Raw genomic sequence first — 18,677 nt, 5'->3', positions numbered from 1 at the left:
CTAAAATTAATCTTTTTGATTTAAATAAATTTTTTAATTGCCATCATTACTCCCACATGAAGTCCCTCATGAAAATTATTATACACCATTGCTTCTTCGGCACTTTTTAAATCAAAACCTATCGAGGTAGTATACTCGTTATATCCCTCAAAAAGACCGTTTTGATAATCCAAATTCGTTTTATGAATTGTATCAAAAAGCAATTGTTTTATTGCATCTAATTCTTCTTGTGTAACATCCTGCTCAGGTCTCGATCCATTTTTATATTTCTCCACCATCGCATCAGAAATCATCATTGGCAAAGCAGACAATTTATATACCAATACTTGTTGTGCAACAATAATATGACCAATATTCCAAATCAAATTATTATTAAATCCTTCCGGAATTTTATTTAATTGCTCCAAAGAGTACTTTTGAAATAATTCTGAAATCAATTTTCTAGATTTCAAAGTAGTTTCAAATACTTGTTGCATTTGAATCAGTTTAAAAATTTCGCGTAAAAATAAGCATTTAAGTCGCAAATGATTTTTCTTTGCATAAAGAATTAAAAATTATGAGCAATAAAGTATATCATCTTTCTTCTTGCGACACTTGTCGAAAAATAATCAAATCGTTACCTGAAAATCATAATCTAGTACTTCACGATATCAAACAAAATCCAATTTCAGTTGAAGAATTAGAACAAATGCACCAACTTTCAGGAAGTTACGAACTGCTATTTAGTAAAAAAGCACAATTGTATAAATCAATGGGATTAAAAGACCAAAACTTAACCGAAGCGGACTTTAAAAAATACATTTTAGAACATTACACTTTTTTAAGTCGTCCGGTTTTTATCATTGATGGCAAAATTTACATTGGCAACAGCAAACAAAATATTGAGAATGTAATTTTGGCTTTGCAAAAATAAATCCTTAATTACTACCAACAATCTAAGCTATTAAAAGAGGTTACCACAAATTACACCAATTGCCACTAATTTATTAGGAGGATTTAAATCGAATTTCTCTAATTCTCTCCATTTAAATGGTTCGTGAAATAAAAAATAAGTACTAATTTGTGTTTTTTGTGTAATTAGTGGCGAAAACCTTTATGGCGATTTCCTTGCACTGAAAACTGACTACTGAATACTGAATACTTTTTTAGTATCTTTGACCACTTTTTATAAAATGATATGATACAATCTATGACCGGTTTTGGTAAAGCGACTTTGCAATTACCAACCAAAAAAATAACAGTCGAAGTAAAATCGTTAAATAGCAAAGGACTTGATTTAAATGTGCGAATGCCTTCTGTGTATCGCGAAATGGAATTGGGTTTACGCAACCAAATTGCCGCTGCACTGGAAAGAGGGAAAATCGATTTTTCTATTTTTATCGAAAGTACTGCCGAGCAAACTTCGACCAAAGTGAATGTACCTATCGTAAAAGCTTACATTGCCCAACTAAGAAAGGTTTACGCCGATGCCGATGAAACAGAGTTAATGAAAATGGCCGTTCGTATGCCAGACACCATGAAAGTGGAAAGAGAAGAAATCGACGAAAACGAATGGGCTCAGATAAAAAATGTTATCGACGAAAGTTTAAGTAACATTCTTTCTTTTAGAAGAGATGAAGGTGAATCACTTGAAAAAGAATTCCAATTGCGTATAAACAATATTCGTCAATTTATGAACGAGGCTTTGGCTCTTGATCCGGAACGCGTTCAAAACATCAAAGACCGTTTGCAAACCGCTATAGATGAGTTAAAAGTAAATGTTGACGAAAACCGTTTTGAACAGGAATTGATCTATTATTTAGAAAAATTAGACATTACGGAAGAAAAAGTACGTCTAACCAATCACTTAGATTATTTCCTGGAAACCATCAAAGGCACCGAAGCTAATGGTAGAAAATTAGGTTTCATTACCCAAGAAATGGGACGCGAAATCAATACCATGGGGTCTAAATCGAATCACGCGCAAATGCAAAAATTAGTCGTGATGATGAAAGACGAATTGGAAAAAATCAAAGAACAGGTATTGAATGTTTTATAAGTAAATAGTACCTAGTCCTTAGTCTAGCATTGAAAACTAAGGACTAAGAACTAAGGACTAATACTAAAAAAATGAAAAAAGGAAAATTAATCGTATTCTCTGCGCCATCGGGTTCGGGAAAAACAACTATAGTTAGGCATTTATTAAAGCAAGAAGACTTGAATTTAGAGTTTTCTATCTCGGCAGCCACTCGTGAAGCCAGAGGCGAAGAAGTAAACGGAAAAGATTACTATTTTATCTCTTTGGACGAATTTAAAAACCATATCAAAAATGAAGATTTTGTAGAATGGGAAGAAGTATACAGAGATAATTTTTACGGTACTTTAAAAAGTGAAGTAGAACGCATCTGGGCTATGGGTAAAAACGTAATTTTTGACATTGACGTTGCCGGAGGTTTGCGTATCAAAAATAAATTCCCTGAAGAAACTTTGGCTGTTTTTGTAAAACCACCAAGTGTGGACGAATTAAAACGCCGTTTGAAAGAACGCTCTACCGAAAGTGAAGACAAAATCAATATGCGTATCGCTAAAGCCCACGTAGAATTGGCTACTGCTCCACAATTTGATGTAGTGACAAAAAATTATGATTTGGATGTGGCTTTGGAAGAAGCAACTGAATTAGTGAGAAATTTTGTGAACAAATAAAAATTAAAAGATTGAAGAATTGAAAGATTGAAAAATTATAAGAATACTCAATCTTTAAATCTTTGAATTTTTAAATCATTAAATTAAATCAATGAAAATCGGACTCTATTTCGGCACCTTCAACCCCATTCACGTGGGGCATCTCATTATTGCCAATCATATGGTGGAGCATGCCGATTTAGATCAAGTATGGCTAGTGGTTACACCACACAATCCTTTGAAGAAAAAAAGTACTTTGCTGGACGATTACCACCGCCTGCAAATGGTTTTTCTGGCTACTGAAGATTATCCTAAATTGAAACCTTCGGATATTGAATTCAAATTGGCACAACCTAATTATACAGTAAATACTTTAGCCCATCTTGAAGAAAAATACCCTAATCATGAATTTTCTTTGATTATGGGCGAAGACAATCTTAAATCGCTTCATAAGTGGAAAAACTACGAAGCCATTTTAGAACATCACGAGATTTATGTGTATCCGCGTATTTCTGTTGAAGATGAAAATCTGGAATTCAAAAACCACCCTAAGATTCATATAATTGATGCTCCCGTTGTCGAAATTTCTTCGACAGCAATTAGAAGCAACATCAAATTAGGTAAAAATGTCCGTCCTTTATTGCCTGAAAAAGTTTGGGAATACATTGACCATAATTTGTTTTATAAGAAGTAAATCAAACCAACACTTTTTTTAGTTCTTCCTCAATTTCCTGAGCAACCGTATTAAATCCTGAGTGTTTGCCAGATAAAAGATAAACCTCTGTATCTGGCATTCGGTCCGATTCCCATAACAATTGTAATTTTCCTGATTGAAGAAAAGACTTCGCATTAATATCCCAAGTAACCGCTACCCCTGTATTTCTGGAAAGCATTTCTAACATTTCATATTCGGAAGGAATAATATAATTAGAAACCATCGACGGTCTCTTTTTATTAAAAACATGAAGCCAAAATAATTTGATATGAGGAATTCCTGAATCATGACTGTACCATTTTTGTTCGTTTAACCAATTCTCAATCGCTACACTATCTTCTTTTTGAATATATGCCTGTAATGGAGTGGCATCTATATTACTTGAAGCAACAACGATTTGCTTAATTTTTCCTATTTCCTTTTGTACGGTATCAAAAGTTTCTATCATTTTAGTAACAATAGCAAAATCAATTTTTTTCGTATTGACTAATTCAAAAAGGCTATTATTTTCACAAAAACTAAAATCAATATAATCGAATTTTGCAATTAGAAAGCTCCCAATACTACTAAACAGATGTTTTGAAATACCTACCGTAATCAATCGATTAGCATCAAAAGCTTTGGAACGAAAACCGTTTTCTACATTTTCCAGACGATCTAAAGCTTCAATGATTAAGTTATTGAGTAACTTAGCATATTCAGTAGGTTCAACCCCTTTTGATTTTCGGTTAAATAATTTATAGCCCACATGAGCTTCCAACATTGAAATTTGCTGACTTACTGCTGGTTGACTGATAAATAATTCTTTAGCAGCCAATGAAAAATTACCATTTTTATATACTGATTTAAAGGTTCGATACCATTCTAAATTGACCATGATATAAATATATTTATCACAAACATAATTTAAATTATTTTTACTAATAACATATCCGCCTTAAATTTGTAAAAAATTAAAAAACGAATCATGAAAAAAACAACCGTATTTGCTTTGGTCCTATTAACAATCAATAGTATCGTAGCATTAGCACAAAATAAAGAAAAGATGAAAAAAGTATTATTTGTAGTTACCAGTCATGACCAATTAGGAAACACAGGAGAAAAAACAGGTTTTTGGTCAGAAGAATTTGCGGCACCGTATTATGAATTAGCCGATAGAGGAATCCAAATTGATATTGCTTCTCCATTAGGTGGTCAACCGCCTATTGACCCAAAAAGTGCCGATCCAGCTTCGGCAACAGAAGACACGAAACGATTTGATAAAGACACTGAATTATTAAACAAATTAAAACATACTTTAAAATTAGCGAACGTAAAAGAATCTGATTACGATGCTGTTTTTTATCCTGGTGGTCACGGTCCTTTATGGGATTTAACTAAAGACAAAAATTCTAAAGCATTAATTGCTTCTTTTTATACCAATAATAAGCCTATTGCTTTTGTATGCCATGCTCCAGGAGTATTAAAAGATGTAAAAGTAAATGAGGAATATTTAGTAAAAGGCAAAAAACTTACTGGATTTTCAAATACTGAAGAAGCTGCGGTAGGATTGACAAATGTAGTTCCATTTTTATTAGAAGAAGTGCTTCAGGCTAATGGCGGAATCTATTCAAAAACCGAAAATTGGCAACCTTATGCAGTCGAAGATGGCTTATTGATTACAGGACAAAACCCTGCCTCTTCAAAACTTGTGGCTCAAAAATTAATAGAAAAATTAAACAAATAAGACACTAAGTCCCAAAATGATTAAGAAGTTATGATTGAAATAACTAGCTGCTTAGAATCTTAGTATCTCAAAAACGTAAAGAATATGTTAAACTTCGAATTATATAACCCTACCCAATTGATTTTTGGAAAAGGTCAAATAGAAAAATTAAACACATTAATTCCACAAGGAACTAAAATTCTCTTAGCTTACGGAGGTGGAAGCATTTTTAAAAATGGAATTCATCAGCAGGTAATTGAAAACCTTAAAGGTTACGAAATTGTTGAATTTGGAGGTATAGAACCCAACCCTCATTTTGAAACTTTGATGAAAGCTGTTGAAGTTATAAAAGCAGAAAAAATTGATTTCATTCTGGCTGTGGGTGGAGGCTCTGTAATTGATGGAGTGAAATTTATTTCGGCAGCAGTTAACTTTAACGGAAATCCAATTGATATTCTTCAAAAACGTATTTTAATAAAGGAAAATGCAATGCCTTTTGGAACAATATTGACTCTTCCAGCAACAGGAAGCGAAATGAACTCAGGGTATGTAGTAACAATTAAAGCGACTCAGGAGAAATTAGCTGCTGGAGGAAGTGCTTTATTTCCAAAATTTTCAATTTGTGACCCAACTGTTATTCAATCTTTACCTAAAAGACAATTAGAAAACGGCGTAGTTGATGCCTTTACCCACGTAATGGAACAATATTTAACCTACCCACACGACGGATATTTACAAGACCGAATTGCCGAAGGAATTTTGCAAACATTAATTGAAGTAGGCCCAAAAGTAGTAGAACATCCAGAAGACTATGCATTAGCATCTAATTTTATGTGGTGTTGTACAATGGCCTTAAACGGATTAATTCAAAAAGGAGTTCCTAGTGACTGGGCTACTCACATGATTGGTCATGAATTAACTGCTTTATATAACATTGATCATGCTAGAACGTTGGCCATCATTGGTCCAAATCTATATCGCGTATTATTTGAAGCTAAAAAAGCAAAACTAGCACAATACGGAAAACGCATTTTTAATCTTTCCGGAAGTGAAGAAGAAATTGCAAAAGAAGCGATCGAAAAAACAGTAGCATTCTTCCATCAAATGGGAATGGATACCCAACTTTCTCAATATACAGATGATTATTCGAAAACAGCCGATTTTATCGTTAAGCGTTTTGAAGAAAGAGGATGGAAAGGATTAGGAGAAAACCAACAAGTTACTTTAGAAAAAGTAAAATCTATTGTTGAATTGAGTTATTAAAATAATTTCACTTTAAAACACCACAAAGGCGTCTTGGATTTTCTAAGACGCCTTTAAAATTAACACCAAAACCAAATTAACTAACTCTAATAACTAATAAAAACACAAATTTCTAATAACTAATATGTTACAACGGAAATAATGTATATTTTATTATATGATATTGTAAAAAAAATTAAAAAAATTTCTGCTCTCTTCGACTAAATCGGATAAGCCTTGCTTCGTTAGTACATTTTTAAGTACTTTTGATTAAACTATTAAAACAATGAGTCAAAATATAAAGTTTGCGGTAATAGGTGGAGGAAGCTGGGCAACGGCTATTACAAAGATGCTTTGTGTGAATCTTGATGAAGTTTGCTGGTACATGCGCAACGAATCGGCAATTGAACACTTAAAAAACTACAAACACAATCCAAACTACATAAGTTCGGTTGAATTTGACACCATAAAATTACTTTTAACAAATGATATCAATAAGGCTGTAAACTATGCCGACTATCTAATTTTTGCCATTCCATCTGCATTTTTAGATAGCGAATTGCAAAAACTTAATGTTTCCCTTAAAGATAAAATCATTTTCTCGGCCATCAAAGGTATCGTTCCTGAAACCAGTTTAATTGTAGGTGAACATTTTCACTTTCAATATGAAATACCCTATTACAACATTGGGGTAATAACGGGACCTTGCCATGCCGAAGAAGTAGCATTGGAACGTTTATCCTATCTGACTATCGCCTGCGGTGACCCTGAAAAAGCTAAAAATGTAGCTAAAAATTTGGCAAGCAATTATATCAAAACTAAAATTACAGATGATATCATTGGAACGGAATATGCGGCTATGCTCAAAAATATTTATGCCATTGCTGCCGGAATTGCACATGGTTTAGGTTATGGTGATAATTTCCAATCGGTGTTAATGAGTAATGCCATTCGAGAAATGAAAAAATTCATTCGAAAAGTACATAAAATGAAACGCAACATCAATGATTCGGCTTATTTAGGCGATTTATTGGTTACAGGATATTCTGTGTTTTCCAGAAACAGAATGTTTGGAAACATGATTGGTAAAGGCTATACTGTAAAAAGCGCTATGATGGAAATGAGTATGGTTGCTGAGGGATATTATGCCACAAAAAGTGCTTACAAACTTAACCAAGGTTATGGTGCTAAAACGCCAATTATCGACGCTGTTCATGACATTTTATACGAAGGTAAAAATGCCAAGGCTGTATTTAAAAAACTAACTGAGAAACTGGATTAATTCTAGTTCTATAAAATAAAACAACCGCAGATTCACAGATTATAAATGTGAATTTGCGGTTGTTTGTAATAGAACACGAAGTAAAAAGCTAAGTCCGTTATAGAGATTCCTCCTTCGTCGGAATGACAAAATACTTGTTATTTATATTTTAAACGACAGCTAAACCGCAAACTTGTCATTCCGACGAAGGAGGAATCTCCACAATCAAAGTTTATTCAAATAAATAATTCAAAAACTCTAAATCAGGATTGATTGTTTTGATTAAATCCATCTTTTTCTCCCTGCGCCAACCCTTAATTTCTTTTTCTCTGGCTATTGCTTCCTGAATCCAGGTAAACTTTTCAAAATACAATAAATAATGTACCTGATATTTTGAAGCAAAAGTTTTATTACCTAATTCTATATTGTCTTTATGTTGTCGCAATCTAATTTTTAGATGATTTGTCACACCTGTGTATAAAACCGTTTTGGCTTTATTGGTAATAATGTAAATGTAATAAGTGTGATAACCTTCTTGAAATTGCATAGCTCAACTTTGGGTTAATTACTTTGCGGAGATTCCTCCTTCGTCGGAATGACAAAACTGGGTGTATTTACGGTTATTGCTACAAAATGTAATTCTACATTAACGTATGTGACAAATCTAATCTGCAGAGGAATTCATTCAAATTTTCTAATACGAAGAGATTCACTCTAGATCGAGTACCGCTTTTATTTCGTTTTGAATTTATTCTTTTTCAATTCCAATCTTTCGGGATATTTTCCTCCAAAATAAAGAACAAATCCCCCTCTCAAGACAGCTTTATTTCCCGCTTTAGGAATTGTTTCAGAATACTTAAAATATAATGTATCGTTTTTCAATTCCACAGTCCCACCATAAATATCTCCTCTGTGTTCTATTCCTCGAGATTCAAATTCGAATGTTTTATCCCTATAAATTCTTAAATAAACCCAACCTAAAGGGGCTTCTCTATCAGCTAAAAGAATAATTTCTTTTTTCTCTGTCCGATTACAAAATGTCAGTAGTAAAATTAAAGTAAATATGGGAATTGAGTACTTCATTCAAATGGAATATACCTTTAGTCTGATAAATTAATTCTTTAAACTTTGTTTAAATATATAAAATATACTTACAAAAAAACCGCAAATTCACACATAAAATGCGAATTTGCGGTTCTACTATCTTTTAAAAAAAGCTTACCTCACGATTACCCCATCGACAAACAGAATAGGCACTTCTTCTACATTATTTTCATTAATAGAATTGGCTTTGAAAATGTATTTCTTGTCATATAAAGTATTACCAATAAAGAATGTCAGCATGAACTCGTTATTCAATGGCAACAAACTTTTTTCAATCATTTCGATTTTCACTACCGAAACAGCAGGTACCTGAACAAAAGCATGACGCAAAACCGAAGTTTTCTTCATTTCGCCATCAATGGTTCCGAAAGCTTTAGAAACCACCATCACGCTATCGATATCAAAGTCACTGTCGTTTACTAAATAGGCGTACCAAACTTTCTCCATAAAATCATCGCTCCACTCTTGAACAGCAGCAATGAATACGTTTTCTACTTCGGGAATAATGATGTCTTTTTTCATTGTATAGATTAAGAGTACTTAGTCCCTAGTCCTTAGTAAAGAATTCTTGCTAAGGACTAGGGACTATTGACTAAGGACTTATAATTATATTATTGATTTGAATTGCTCTAAGAAACGTACGTCGTTTTCATAAAACATACGGATGTCTCCAATTTGGTACAACAACATCGCAATACGCTCTACTCCCATTCCAAATGCAAATCCATTATATTCATCAGGATTGATGCCACAGTTTTTCAAAACATTAGGATCTACCATTCCGCAACCACCAATTTCTAACCAACCGGTTCCTTTAGTAATTCTATAATCGGTTTCGGTTTTTAATCCCCAGTAAATATCAATCTCGGCACTAGGCTCTGTAAAGGGGAAATAAGAAGGACGCAAACGGATTTTAGATTTTCCGAACATTTCTTTAGTGAAATACAAAAGGGTTTGTTTCAAATCGGCAAAAGAAACCTCTTTGTCAATATACAAACCTTCTACTTGATGGAAAATACAGTGCGAACGGGCAGAAACGGCTTCGTTACGAAAAACACGCCCTGGAGAAATCGTTCTAATAGGCGGTTTATTGTTTTCCATATAACGCACCTGAACCGATGACGTATGGGTACGCAATAAAACATCAGGATTTGTTTGAATGAAAAAAGTATCCTGCATATCACGCGCCGGATGGTATTCAGGCAGGTTCAAGGCTGTAAAATTATGCCAATCGTCTTCAATTTCTGGACCTTCGGAAACATTAAATCCAATAGTCGAGAAGATATCGATAATTTGATTTTTTACGATAGAAATAGGATGACGGGAACCAATAGTTACTGGTTCAGCGGTACGGGTCAAATCGCCATAAAGTCCTTTAGCTTCTTCCTTGCTTTCTAAGGCTTCTTGAATAGATTTTACTTTTTCTTCAGCAGAACTTTTAAGTAAATTAATTACTTGCCCAAATTCCTTTTTTTGCTCATTAGGCACGTTTTTAAATTCGGCAAAAAAATCTTTTATAATTCCTTTACTTCCTAAGAATTTAATTCTAAACGCTTCTAGTTCGGCAGTATCTTGTGTTGAAAAAGTTTGTGCTTCACCAATATATTCTTTTATCTTATCTATCATTTTCATCCAATAATTGAGTGTGCAAATTTAAGTAAAAGTTAGAAGTTAAAAGTTAGAAGTTAGAAGTTTTTCTAAAATTCTTAACTGATTACTGCTACTGAACATTGAATACTAATCGATAAGTTCTTTTTCTATAAAATAATTCACAATAGCTTCTTTCATTAAAACTGTTTGCTCACCCGCTTTTAAGGGTGGTAATTCCTCTTTTACTTTATAATGAGGCCAGCCATCTTCGTCGAAAAAGTCAAATTCATAAAAACCGTAAGGTTCTAATAATCGACAAATAGCAATATGCATCAGGTTTACTTTTTCATCTTTTTTAAATTCACGATGAAATTTACCTAATTCCTGAACTCCTATTAAAAAAATGATGGCATCTAAATCTAAATCTTCACCTTGTGAAAATTGAATAGAAAGTATATCGACGAGCTTTTCCCAGCGCTCTTTTAGTTGTGTATCTCTTGACATGTTTAAAAGTTAGAAGTTAGGAGTTAGTAGTTAGAGGAACACCTTCAAATTTCTTTTTCCTACTATTATTTCGGCAAAGATACCAACATAATTCTTTTATCTTTGCCCTTTATACTTTTCTATTTTTTTCTATGAGTTTTTTAGACATTATTTTAGGCGCCTTACTTGCCTTAGCCATGTATAAAGGAATTGTAAACGGACTTTTTACAGAATTGGCTTCATTTCTTTCTTTAATGATTGGAATTTATTTTGCAGTAAAATTTTCTGTGATTACTAAAGATTTTCTTTCTGAACATGTTCATTGGAATCCAAATAGTATCCAAGTTGTTGCTTTCCTACTCACTTTTATTCTTGTTGTTGTTGGAATTCACTTCCTTGCCAAAATACTCACGGGCATTGTCGATTTTGCTTTTTTAGGCTGGATCAATAAATTAGGCGGCGGAATATTTCGGGTGTTAAAGATAGTTTTGATTATTGGAATGCTTTTTTCTCTTTTTGAAAAAATAAATCACAATCACTTTTTTGCTAAAAAAGAAACTTTGGATAAATCTATTTTTTACTATCCTATTCAAAAAACAGCTGCTTTTATGTATCCGACTATTGCCAAATGGTATGGCGATTTTAAAAAGAGTGGGCAGACTTCAGAAAGCAATGAACAGTAAGTAGATTTCAGAACTCAGACGTGATCTGCATTCTGAAATCTATAATCTTATTTCTATTTTACTTCACGAATGGCTTCGCTTTCAATCCAGCCTTCGGTTCCATCAGTCAATTGGACTTTTTTCCAACTGTCAAGTGTTTCGATTACATAAACTTTAGTCCCTTCATGTAAAACAACTACATCGGCCGCTTTATTTTGTGGCTCGCTTTTTACTTGGGTCATTTCGGCAAAAATGATAGCTGGTCGTTCGTTTTTAAAATAACTTTTCTCAAAACTTGCAGAGGCAACTCCTATAAGAACCAAAACCAACATTAAAAACATTCCAAAAAAGAATAATCGTTTATTGAGAGCGAGGACTGAAAAATAATATCCTAAGAAGCATCCTAAAAACAAAATGGAAAATACCACTGAAATCCATGCCCAAGTGTTATAATGATACATGCCTGTAAAATCACGTAATAATTTGTCGAATCCTACTTTTGGAACTACTTTGATTTCATCGACAGTTCGCTTTTGAGCAAACTTCAAATTGTTCACTATGTTATTATCATTTGGACTTAATACCAAGGCTTTTTCATAGTTATAAATTGCAGGCGCTACTTTATTTAACTTATAGTAGCAATTTCCAATGTTGAAATACAATTCTGCTGATTGTTTTTTTGTACTCAAAACAGCATTATAAGCCTCCAAAGCTTGCTCGTATTTCCCATTTTTATAGAAATTATTTCCTTTTTCAAAATTATCTTGAGCAAAGAAAACCTGACTAACTAAAAAGAATATTATGGTTACTAAATTTTTCATTTCAATTTATGTTCTTCGTGGTTAAAAAAAATTAAGACAGTTGTTTTTCTAACTCTGAAATTATCCCTACCGCTTTTTCGTAATCATTTTGAATACTTGCACTTGAAGAAGGTGCATATCTAGCAATTTCACAATTTTCTGTCAATGCAATAAACTCGTTCACTGCTTGAGGATTTGCATTTTTAGACAACAAAATTTCTTTGATATTATCCTTACTCATCTCCGAAGTTTCAATATGCAGCTTTGCTTTTAGGAAATTATGCATCGCTTTTTCCAATGCCACATAAAATGGTTCTTTGTTATTGATGTGCTTTTTGGCTTCCGATAAATATTTCTTAGCCAAACGGTTATTTCTTTTAATTCGGTTTCCTACAACATCGCCATCTATGGCTTCTTTTTTCTTCTTAGCCAATATTATCACAGGCAACAATCCAAAAGGAATTAACAATAAACTATAGAACAATTTAGAACCAAAAAAGTCTTGAGTAGCTACTGGTTCTAACTTAGTATCCAACTTAATATACTGAAATTGTTCATTAGCCACTACTTTATTCTTAGCTTCACCTGAATTTGAATTAGAAGCGGTAGCAGCGGTAGGGCCGTCTAATACTTTAATAATAATTTCCGGTGATGTGATTGTTTTATAACTTCTTGAATTCAAATCAAAATAAGAAAACTGCATCGGTTTAATTGGATATTCTCCTTTAAATTGTGGAATGATAGTATAACGATCCGCAATTTTTCCAGCCATTCCAGAAAGTGGTGTATTTACCTGTTCTTTATGTTCAGGATCATACATTTCTAATGCATTAGGCACTATAGGTTTAGGCAAGGTAAATAATTTTAGATTTCCTTTCCCTGCTACACTTACGGTTAAATCTAAACTTTCTCCACTTTTAAGCTCTGTTTTGCTTGGGATAACTTTAAAATCAAAACTACCTACAGCTCCAGAAAAATCAGCTGGTTTACCGGCTTCTGGAAGTGATTTCACAGCAATAACTCTAGCCCCTGCCGAAACTCGTTTACTATCTTCTTTGATAAGCATTTGTCCAAACATATTTCTACGATTGGTAGGCAATTCTACATCAATATCAAGAGCAAGCGGGTCGATAGTGAGTTTTCCTGATTTTTGCGGATATAAAACCACTTTTTTCAAAACCACATATCGAAATTTTTCGCCTTTAAACATTCCTTCTTCCAAAGACAATTGTTTGATATCAATATTTTGACTCCAAAAATCATTGTACTTAGGTTTGCCAACATCTCGCCAATTTTTAATTCCGATATTGTAACTGAAATACAACTTATAAACCACGGTTATAGGCTCGTTGATATAAGGATTTGTTTTTGAAATATCGGCCACCAAATACAAATTATTATCTACCGAAACACTAATATCATTAGGGTCTTTAGGTTGTTCGATAGCATTAGTCACCGTTACCTTTACAGCTGCTGTTTTATACACTTGACCATTATATTCAATGGTAGCTGGTTTAATTACAATAGCCCCTTTGTGAGTAGGCATTAAATAATAAGAATATATTTTTTCAAAAGAACTTCTTCCGTTAATCCACGACTGACTAACCTGCTGACTTGGCCCAGCAATTACCCTAAATCCTTCAAAAGAAGGTTCGTTAAAATTATCGCCATCTATATTCATTACAAAATCCACACGAAGTCTTTCATTAAGACCAAGTGTGTTCTTGCTTACTTTAGTCTCAAATTGTACTTGAGCCCAAAGTCCTTGAAAACATAACAGTAGTAATACTAAATATTTTTTCATTTTTCTACCTCTTATCCTTTATTTAGAATACAATCATTAAATAGAAATTACCAATCTTTGTCTGTTTGAACAGGTCTTCCTTTTTCTTTATTCGATTTTACCTTGTCCTGAACTTTCTTTTCTTCATTATTTACCGCATCCAAAAGATTTTTTAAACGGTCTTGAGAAATTCCTCCTGGCTGTGGTTTTGGAGGCTGATTTTGATCTGGTTTGTCTTTGCCGTTATTCTTGTCTTTATTTTGATCCTTGTTGTCTTTTTTATCTTTGTCTTTATCTTGGTTTTTCTTGTCCTGATCTTTTTTGTCCTTATCCTTATCCTTGTCTTTATTTTTATCTTTATTGTCTTTGTTATCTTTAGGAGGATTTTCTTTTAGCATTTTTTTTGCCAAGGCATAATTGTATCGGGTTTCCTCATCATTAGGACCATTTCTAAGTGCGTTTTTATAAGCTTCCACAGCTTGAGAATAATCTTTCTCTTTCATAAACACATTTCCTAAGTTATGATAGGCTTTGTGTTTTTGAACTCTTGACCTAGCGTTTTTTAAGGCTTTTGCGTAAGCGTATTTGGCCTCCGAAGCCTGATTTTGTTTGTAAATAGCATTTCCTAAATTAAATGGAGCAACTGATCGATTAGGAAATTTTGAATTCGATATTCTATAATTAGCCTCTGCTTCAGCAAACTTACTTTTATTGTATTCATCATTGGCTTTCGGTAAAGTTTTATCTTTTTCTTGTGCCAATACAACACCTAATCCTAGGAATAGGAAAGCAAAAAAAATAAATCCGTATTTTATAAAATTCTTCATTTTCATTTTATTATGTTCTTTCTCTACAGCGAGAATTGACATTTATTTTTCTTCGTTAAACAAGTCTAACTTCTTCACCCAATTTGTCTTTTTCTCCAAAAGGAATACATCCAAGAATAAAAGCACAAAGGCAAATCCTAAAAACCATTGAAATTGCGATTGAAAATTGGACATTTGTGTCGATTCGAATTCGGTTTTTTGAATATTATCCAAGGTTTTCTTGATGTAATCCAATACTTCTTTGGTATTGTTGCCACTTACATAACCCCCTTTTGTTTCTTTTGCAATTTCTTCTAAGCTTAGCGGATTTAATTTAGTAACTACCACTTGATCATTCTGATCTCTTTTATAACCTTGAATTGTGCCATTAATTCGCAACGGAATTGTACCTCCTTTTTCAGTTCCAATTCCTACTGTTACAATACGCATCCCAATTTTATTAGCTTCTTCAGCGGCGGCCTGAGCTCCTTCGGAATGATCTTCTCCATCCGAAAGCATAATCAATAACTTAGATGTTTTGCTTTTTTCGTCAAAATAGGTAGAGGATAACTTAATTGCTTCATCCAAAGAAGTTCCTTTAGACGAAACAATATCAGTGTCCATACTTTGTAAAAACATTTTGGCAACACTATAATCAGTAGTAATGGGTAGTACAGGAAATGCACTCCCTGCATAAGCTACAATTCCTATACGATCACTTCCTAACTGATTGATTATTTGAGAAACAATTTGTTTGCTTTTTTCTAATCGATTAGGTGCAACATCCTCGCAAAGCATACTCTTTGAAACGTCCATTGCAAAAACAATATCAATTCCTTCGCGTTTTACTGTTTCTAATTTGGTTCCTATTTTAGGATTCACCAATCCTAAAATTAGACCAAGTAATGCCAATAAAAGAACAATCAATTTGAAAACCGGTTTAAAAACAGAACGTTCCGGACTTAGTTTATTGATCATTTCTAAATCACCAAACTCCTTTTGTTTTTTCTTTTTCCAATACATATTCATAAGAAAAAGTAAAACCAATAAAGGCAGTATTATGAGTAAGTACAAATATTTTTTTTCGTCTAATTCCATATCATTTTTAAGTTCCAAAAATTAAATTCCAAATCCCAATTGTTGGAATTTGGGATTTTAAAACTTGTAATTTTTTTATTCTTGAAAATCAAATAAAGCTTCTATAAACTGTATTTCTTAATCCCATTTCGATTAAAACCAATAAACAGGCAAACAATACAAAAGGCCTGAATTTTTCGTCGTAATCATAAAATTTTAATTCCTGAATTTCCGTTGTTTCCAGCATATTGATTTCGTTATAAATCTCAGCCAATTTGCTATTACTTGTCGCTCTAAAATACTTACCATCGGTTTTTTGAGCGATACTTTTCATCAATCGTTCATCAATTTCCACCTTCATCATTTGGAACAAGAAATCTCCGTTTGGAGCTAAAGCATAAGGAAACATTGCCATTCCATTTGTCCCAATACCGATTGTATACACTTTAATACCATATTGTTTTGCAATATCTGCAGCTGTTTCTGGCTCAATAAAACCAGCATTATTTACCCCATCCGTCAATAAAATAATAACCTTACTTTTAGCTTTGCTATCTTTTAAACGATTGACTGCTGTTGCTAATCCCATTCCAATTCCGGTTCCGTCTTGCAAAACGTTATCGTACTTGATACTTCCAATAGCCTCTTCTACAATAGCTTTATCACTTGTAACGGGTGTTTTAGTATAGGCTTCAGAAGCATAAACTACTAAACCTATGCGGTCGTTAGGACGTTGTTCAACGAAGTCAGCAGCTACTCTTTTTAAAGCTTCCATACGGTTGGGCTTCAAATCTTTAGCAAGCATACTTCCTGAAACGTCTATAGCCATTACAATGTCAATTCCTTTAGTCGTTTTCGTTTTATTACTAATATCAACCGTTCTTGGTCGGGCCAAAGCAATAATTAAGGAACACAATGCCAGAATACGTAAAACACTCAAATAAGGCTTTAGTTTTGCCAATGTTGAAGGTTTCGTTTTAAAACCTTTAATCGAACTCACTTTTAAAGTTGCCGATTGCTGGTTTCTTTTTACAACTAACCAAGCAATGGCCAATGGAATTAAAAGAAACAACCAAAAAAACTCTGGATTTAAAAAAGTTATATTTTCCATTATATCCCTTCGTGTTTTAATTCAACGGAGTGCAGCACTCGTTCTGAAATTTGATTCGCATAATTGTCGCCTTCCTGATGTAAAATTAATACCTGTTGCAATCCTCCATCTTGGCTAAACAATAGCACTTCATAATACATTCGCTCTTTTTCATTCAATATTGAATTATTTCTAGTAAACGTCCCATAGGCTTTCAATCCAGTAATACCTTCACCCGTTTCAAAATCTTCCTGTTTCACAATCATATTTTGTGCTCCTTGCGATTCCATAGTTTGCAAAGTAACATCCATTGTTTTTTTCAAATCAATTTGTGTTTCTTGCTTGTATTTTAAAGTAGAAACCATCAAATAAAATGGATCTATTAAACTGCCATAGGTGAATGATTGCATTTCTTTGACAACGGCCAATCCTTCTTTAGGTAATGATTTTGTCAAATCGGTACGCACCAAAACCTTAGGTGTTTCAATAATTACTCCTGGATTTCCATATTCGCTTTTCACCCATTCGCCCTCTAATAATTCTTTGGATGGATGCCCCAGAACATTATCTTTCACATAATCAAATCCTCGAGTAATCATGAAATAAAAAGTAGTAGCTAATAACAAGCAAATGATAGTAGCGATGCTAATGATAATACGATCTTTTCTCTTTTTCTTTAACTGAAGTGCTATCTGCTTTTGTCTTTGAACTTCATTTAACAACACATCTTCTTCTTCAGGAATTTCAACTGGAATAGCACTATCTAAGGTTAAAATCGCTTTTTGGATTTTTTCTTTATCGCTAGTAATTTCATACTCTACGGGTTTGGATTTAGCAAATTTTACTAAATCGGCTTGTTTTAAAACTCTTTCTAAGTTTTCTATTGTCTCAGGCGTTACAGTCATTTTCTTTTTGACCGAAGCCGCTTTAAGCCCCGCAATCAATTCAGAAGTTGTGCTTTCCATTGCTGGAATTTCGATAGCTTCTTCAATATAATTTCGGGCAATATCAGTCAATTCACTGTAATATTCTTTTATTTCTCCTTTTTGCCAAAGTTCTTTCTTTTCCAGATTATTCAACAAACTCGTTGCCTTTTCTATTGGCGTTTTATAAACCTCCTCCTCAATTTTTTCTTTTGCTTGTTTTTTACAAACCAATAAACTCCTGCTCCAATTGCTAAAAGGATAAGCAATCCAACAAGGTATTTCCACCAATTACCAATAGAATCATTCGCCGGTTGAATATCTTTGATATCAAACATTTTTTGCTTTAAAGTATCCACTTGAACATTGGCTACCTCAACAGCAATAGAATCACTTAAATAAGGTTTATTATTGATCAGAATCTTAACACTAGGAATCACAAATCGTCCAGAATCAAACTGAGTCAAACCGTATTTTTTTATTAACTCATAACGGTCGTTGTTTTTTACTGTATCAATTGGATACGATTGGATAACCTCTAGACTTCCAAATGACTTTAGATTAGGAAAAACAACCTTAGACAAGGTATCTACGGATGTTTTAAAAGTTAATTTGAACTCGGCTCCAATTTTATTTTTTGTAGTATCAATACTTGTTTCTACTCTTTTTTGTTGAGCAAAAATGCTAGTAGAAAGCAGTAATAGTAATAATATTTTTTTCATCCTTTATTTGGAAACTTTTGATTTCAGATTGAAGATTAACGATTTTTGATTTC

20 protein-coding genes and 1 pseudogene are annotated in these 18,677 nt (G+C 33.1%); 8 read left to right on the top strand and 13 right to left on the bottom strand.

The window, feature by feature from the left end:
- Positions 1 to 20 precede the first annotated feature (20 nt).
- Positions 21 to 476, bottom strand: coding sequence for a DinB family protein (locus P5P90_RS10140; RefSeq protein ID WP_278034582.1), 456 nt, complete (start codon positions 474 to 476; stop codon positions 21 to 23).
- A gap of 80 nt (positions 477 to 556) precedes the next feature.
- Here P5P90_RS10140 and P5P90_RS10135 point away from each other — a divergent pair, with 80 nt between their 5' ends.
- From P5P90_RS10135 to nadD, 4 genes are all read left to right on the top strand, one after another.
- On the top strand, positions 557 to 913 hold the full coding sequence (locus P5P90_RS10135; RefSeq protein WP_278034581.1) for an arsenate reductase family protein: 357 nt from the start codon (positions 557 to 559) through the stop codon (positions 911 to 913).
- Between the two features lie 264 nt (positions 914 to 1,177).
- Positions 1,178 to 2,038 (top strand): YicC/YloC family endoribonuclease, encoded by an 861-nt coding sequence (locus P5P90_RS10130; RefSeq protein WP_278034580.1) that lies wholly within the window; start codon positions 1,178 to 1,180, stop codon positions 2,036 to 2,038.
- A gap of 71 nt (positions 2,039 to 2,109) precedes the next feature.
- Positions 2,110 to 2,682, top strand: a complete 573-nt coding sequence (gene gmk / locus P5P90_RS10125) for a guanylate kinase (protein ID WP_278034579.1) — start codon at positions 2,110 to 2,112, stop codon at positions 2,680 to 2,682.
- Positions 2,683 to 2,773: 91 nt separating this feature from the next.
- The gene (gene nadD / locus P5P90_RS10120; protein ID WP_278034578.1) at positions 2,774 to 3,355 is read left to right on the top strand and encodes a nicotinate (nicotinamide) nucleotide adenylyltransferase; all 582 of its coding nucleotides are present in this window, start codon (positions 2,774 to 2,776) and stop codon (positions 3,353 to 3,355) included.
- Between the two features lies 1 nt (position 3,356).
- Here nadD and P5P90_RS10115 read toward each other — a convergent pair whose 3' ends face one another.
- Positions 3,357 to 4,253 (bottom strand): LysR family transcriptional regulator, encoded by an 897-nt coding sequence (locus tag P5P90_RS10115; protein ID WP_278034577.1) that lies wholly within the window; start codon positions 4,251 to 4,253, stop codon positions 3,357 to 3,359.
- Between the two features lie 90 nt (positions 4,254 to 4,343).
- Between P5P90_RS10115 and P5P90_RS10110 the strand changes: the two genes are divergently transcribed.
- From P5P90_RS10110 to P5P90_RS10100, 3 genes are all read left to right on the top strand, one after another.
- A complete protein-coding gene (locus P5P90_RS10110; protein WP_278034576.1) occupies positions 4,344 to 5,102 on the top strand; it encodes a type 1 glutamine amidotransferase domain-containing protein in 759 nt (252 codons plus the stop codon).
- 84 nt (positions 5,103 to 5,186) lie between these two features.
- A complete protein-coding gene (locus tag P5P90_RS10105) occupies positions 5,187 to 6,344 on the top strand; it encodes an iron-containing alcohol dehydrogenase (RefSeq protein ID WP_278034575.1) in 1,158 nt (385 codons plus the stop codon).
- 265 nt (positions 6,345 to 6,609) lie between these two features.
- Complete coding sequence (locus P5P90_RS10100; protein ID WP_278034574.1) at positions 6,610 to 7,605, top strand: NAD(P)H-dependent glycerol-3-phosphate dehydrogenase; 996 nt, start codon at positions 6,610 to 6,612, stop codon at positions 7,603 to 7,605.
- Between the two features lie 211 nt (positions 7,606 to 7,816).
- Here the strand turns inward: P5P90_RS10100 and P5P90_RS10095 are convergent, their stop codons facing one another.
- From P5P90_RS10095 to P5P90_RS10075, 5 genes are all read right to left on the bottom strand, one after another.
- A complete protein-coding gene (locus P5P90_RS10095) occupies positions 7,817 to 8,131 on the bottom strand; it encodes a GIY-YIG nuclease family protein (protein ID WP_278034573.1) in 315 nt (104 codons plus the stop codon).
- Positions 8,132 to 8,316: 185 nt separating this feature from the next.
- The gene (locus P5P90_RS10090; RefSeq protein WP_278034572.1) at positions 8,317 to 8,667 is read right to left on the bottom strand and encodes a hypothetical protein; all 351 of its coding nucleotides are present in this window, start codon (positions 8,665 to 8,667) and stop codon (positions 8,317 to 8,319) included.
- A 135-nt stretch (positions 8,668 to 8,802) separates the two neighbouring features.
- Positions 8,803 to 9,210 carry a hypothetical protein gene (locus P5P90_RS10085; protein WP_278034571.1) on the bottom strand — a complete coding sequence of 136 codons (408 nt, stop codon included), beginning with the start codon at positions 9,208 to 9,210 and terminating at the stop codon, positions 8,803 to 8,805.
- Positions 9,211 to 9,294: 84 nt separating this feature from the next.
- Positions 9,295 to 10,314, bottom strand: a complete 1,020-nt coding sequence (gene pheS / locus P5P90_RS10080) for a phenylalanine--tRNA ligase subunit alpha (RefSeq protein ID WP_278034570.1) — start codon at positions 10,312 to 10,314, stop codon at positions 9,295 to 9,297.
- 111 nt (positions 10,315 to 10,425) lie between these two features.
- Positions 10,426 to 10,782 (bottom strand): hypothetical protein, encoded by a 357-nt coding sequence (locus P5P90_RS10075; protein ID WP_278034569.1) that lies wholly within the window; start codon positions 10,780 to 10,782, stop codon positions 10,426 to 10,428.
- A gap of 131 nt (positions 10,783 to 10,913) precedes the next feature.
- Here P5P90_RS10075 and P5P90_RS10070 point away from each other — a divergent pair, with 131 nt between their 5' ends.
- The gene (locus P5P90_RS10070) at positions 10,914 to 11,444 is read left to right on the top strand and encodes a CvpA family protein (protein ID WP_278034568.1); all 531 of its coding nucleotides are present in this window, start codon (positions 10,914 to 10,916) and stop codon (positions 11,442 to 11,444) included.
- 53 nt (positions 11,445 to 11,497) lie between these two features.
- Here the strand turns inward: P5P90_RS10070 and P5P90_RS10065 are convergent, their stop codons facing one another.
- The 6 genes and pseudogenes from P5P90_RS10065 to P5P90_RS10040 form a co-directional block, all read right to left on the bottom strand.
- Entirely contained in the window at positions 11,498 to 12,244 is a 747-nt protein-coding gene (locus P5P90_RS10065; protein ID WP_278034567.1) for a tetratricopeptide repeat protein, read from the bottom strand.
- A gap of 31 nt (positions 12,245 to 12,275) precedes the next feature.
- Positions 12,276 to 14,027 (bottom strand): BatD family protein, encoded by a 1,752-nt coding sequence (locus tag P5P90_RS10060; protein WP_278034566.1) that lies wholly within the window; start codon positions 14,025 to 14,027, stop codon positions 12,276 to 12,278.
- Positions 14,028 to 14,074: 47 nt separating this feature from the next.
- Positions 14,075 to 14,833, bottom strand: coding sequence for a tetratricopeptide repeat protein (locus P5P90_RS10055; RefSeq protein ID WP_278034565.1), 759 nt, complete (start codon positions 14,831 to 14,833; stop codon positions 14,075 to 14,077).
- 42 nt (positions 14,834 to 14,875) lie between these two features.
- Complete coding sequence (locus P5P90_RS10050; RefSeq protein WP_278034564.1) at positions 14,876 to 15,910, bottom strand: VWA domain-containing protein; 1,035 nt, start codon at positions 15,908 to 15,910, stop codon at positions 14,876 to 14,878.
- Positions 15,911 to 15,998: 88 nt separating this feature from the next.
- Complete coding sequence (locus P5P90_RS10045) at positions 15,999 to 17,000, bottom strand: vWA domain-containing protein (protein WP_278034563.1); 1,002 nt, start codon at positions 16,998 to 17,000, stop codon at positions 15,999 to 16,001.
- Positions 17,000 to 18,624: pseudogene (locus P5P90_RS10040) on the bottom strand (hypothetical protein). Before P5P90_RS10040 ends, P5P90_RS10045 begins: the two are co-directional and overlap by 1 nt.
- Positions 18,625 to 18,677: the final 53 nt, after the last annotated feature.

It is taken from the genome of Flavobacterium nitratireducens (assembly GCF_029625335.1).
Lineage (GTDB): Bacteria > Bacteroidota > Bacteroidia > Flavobacteriales > Flavobacteriaceae > Flavobacterium > Flavobacterium nitratireducens.
This window is presented reverse-complemented; position numbering and strand designations above follow the sequence as displayed.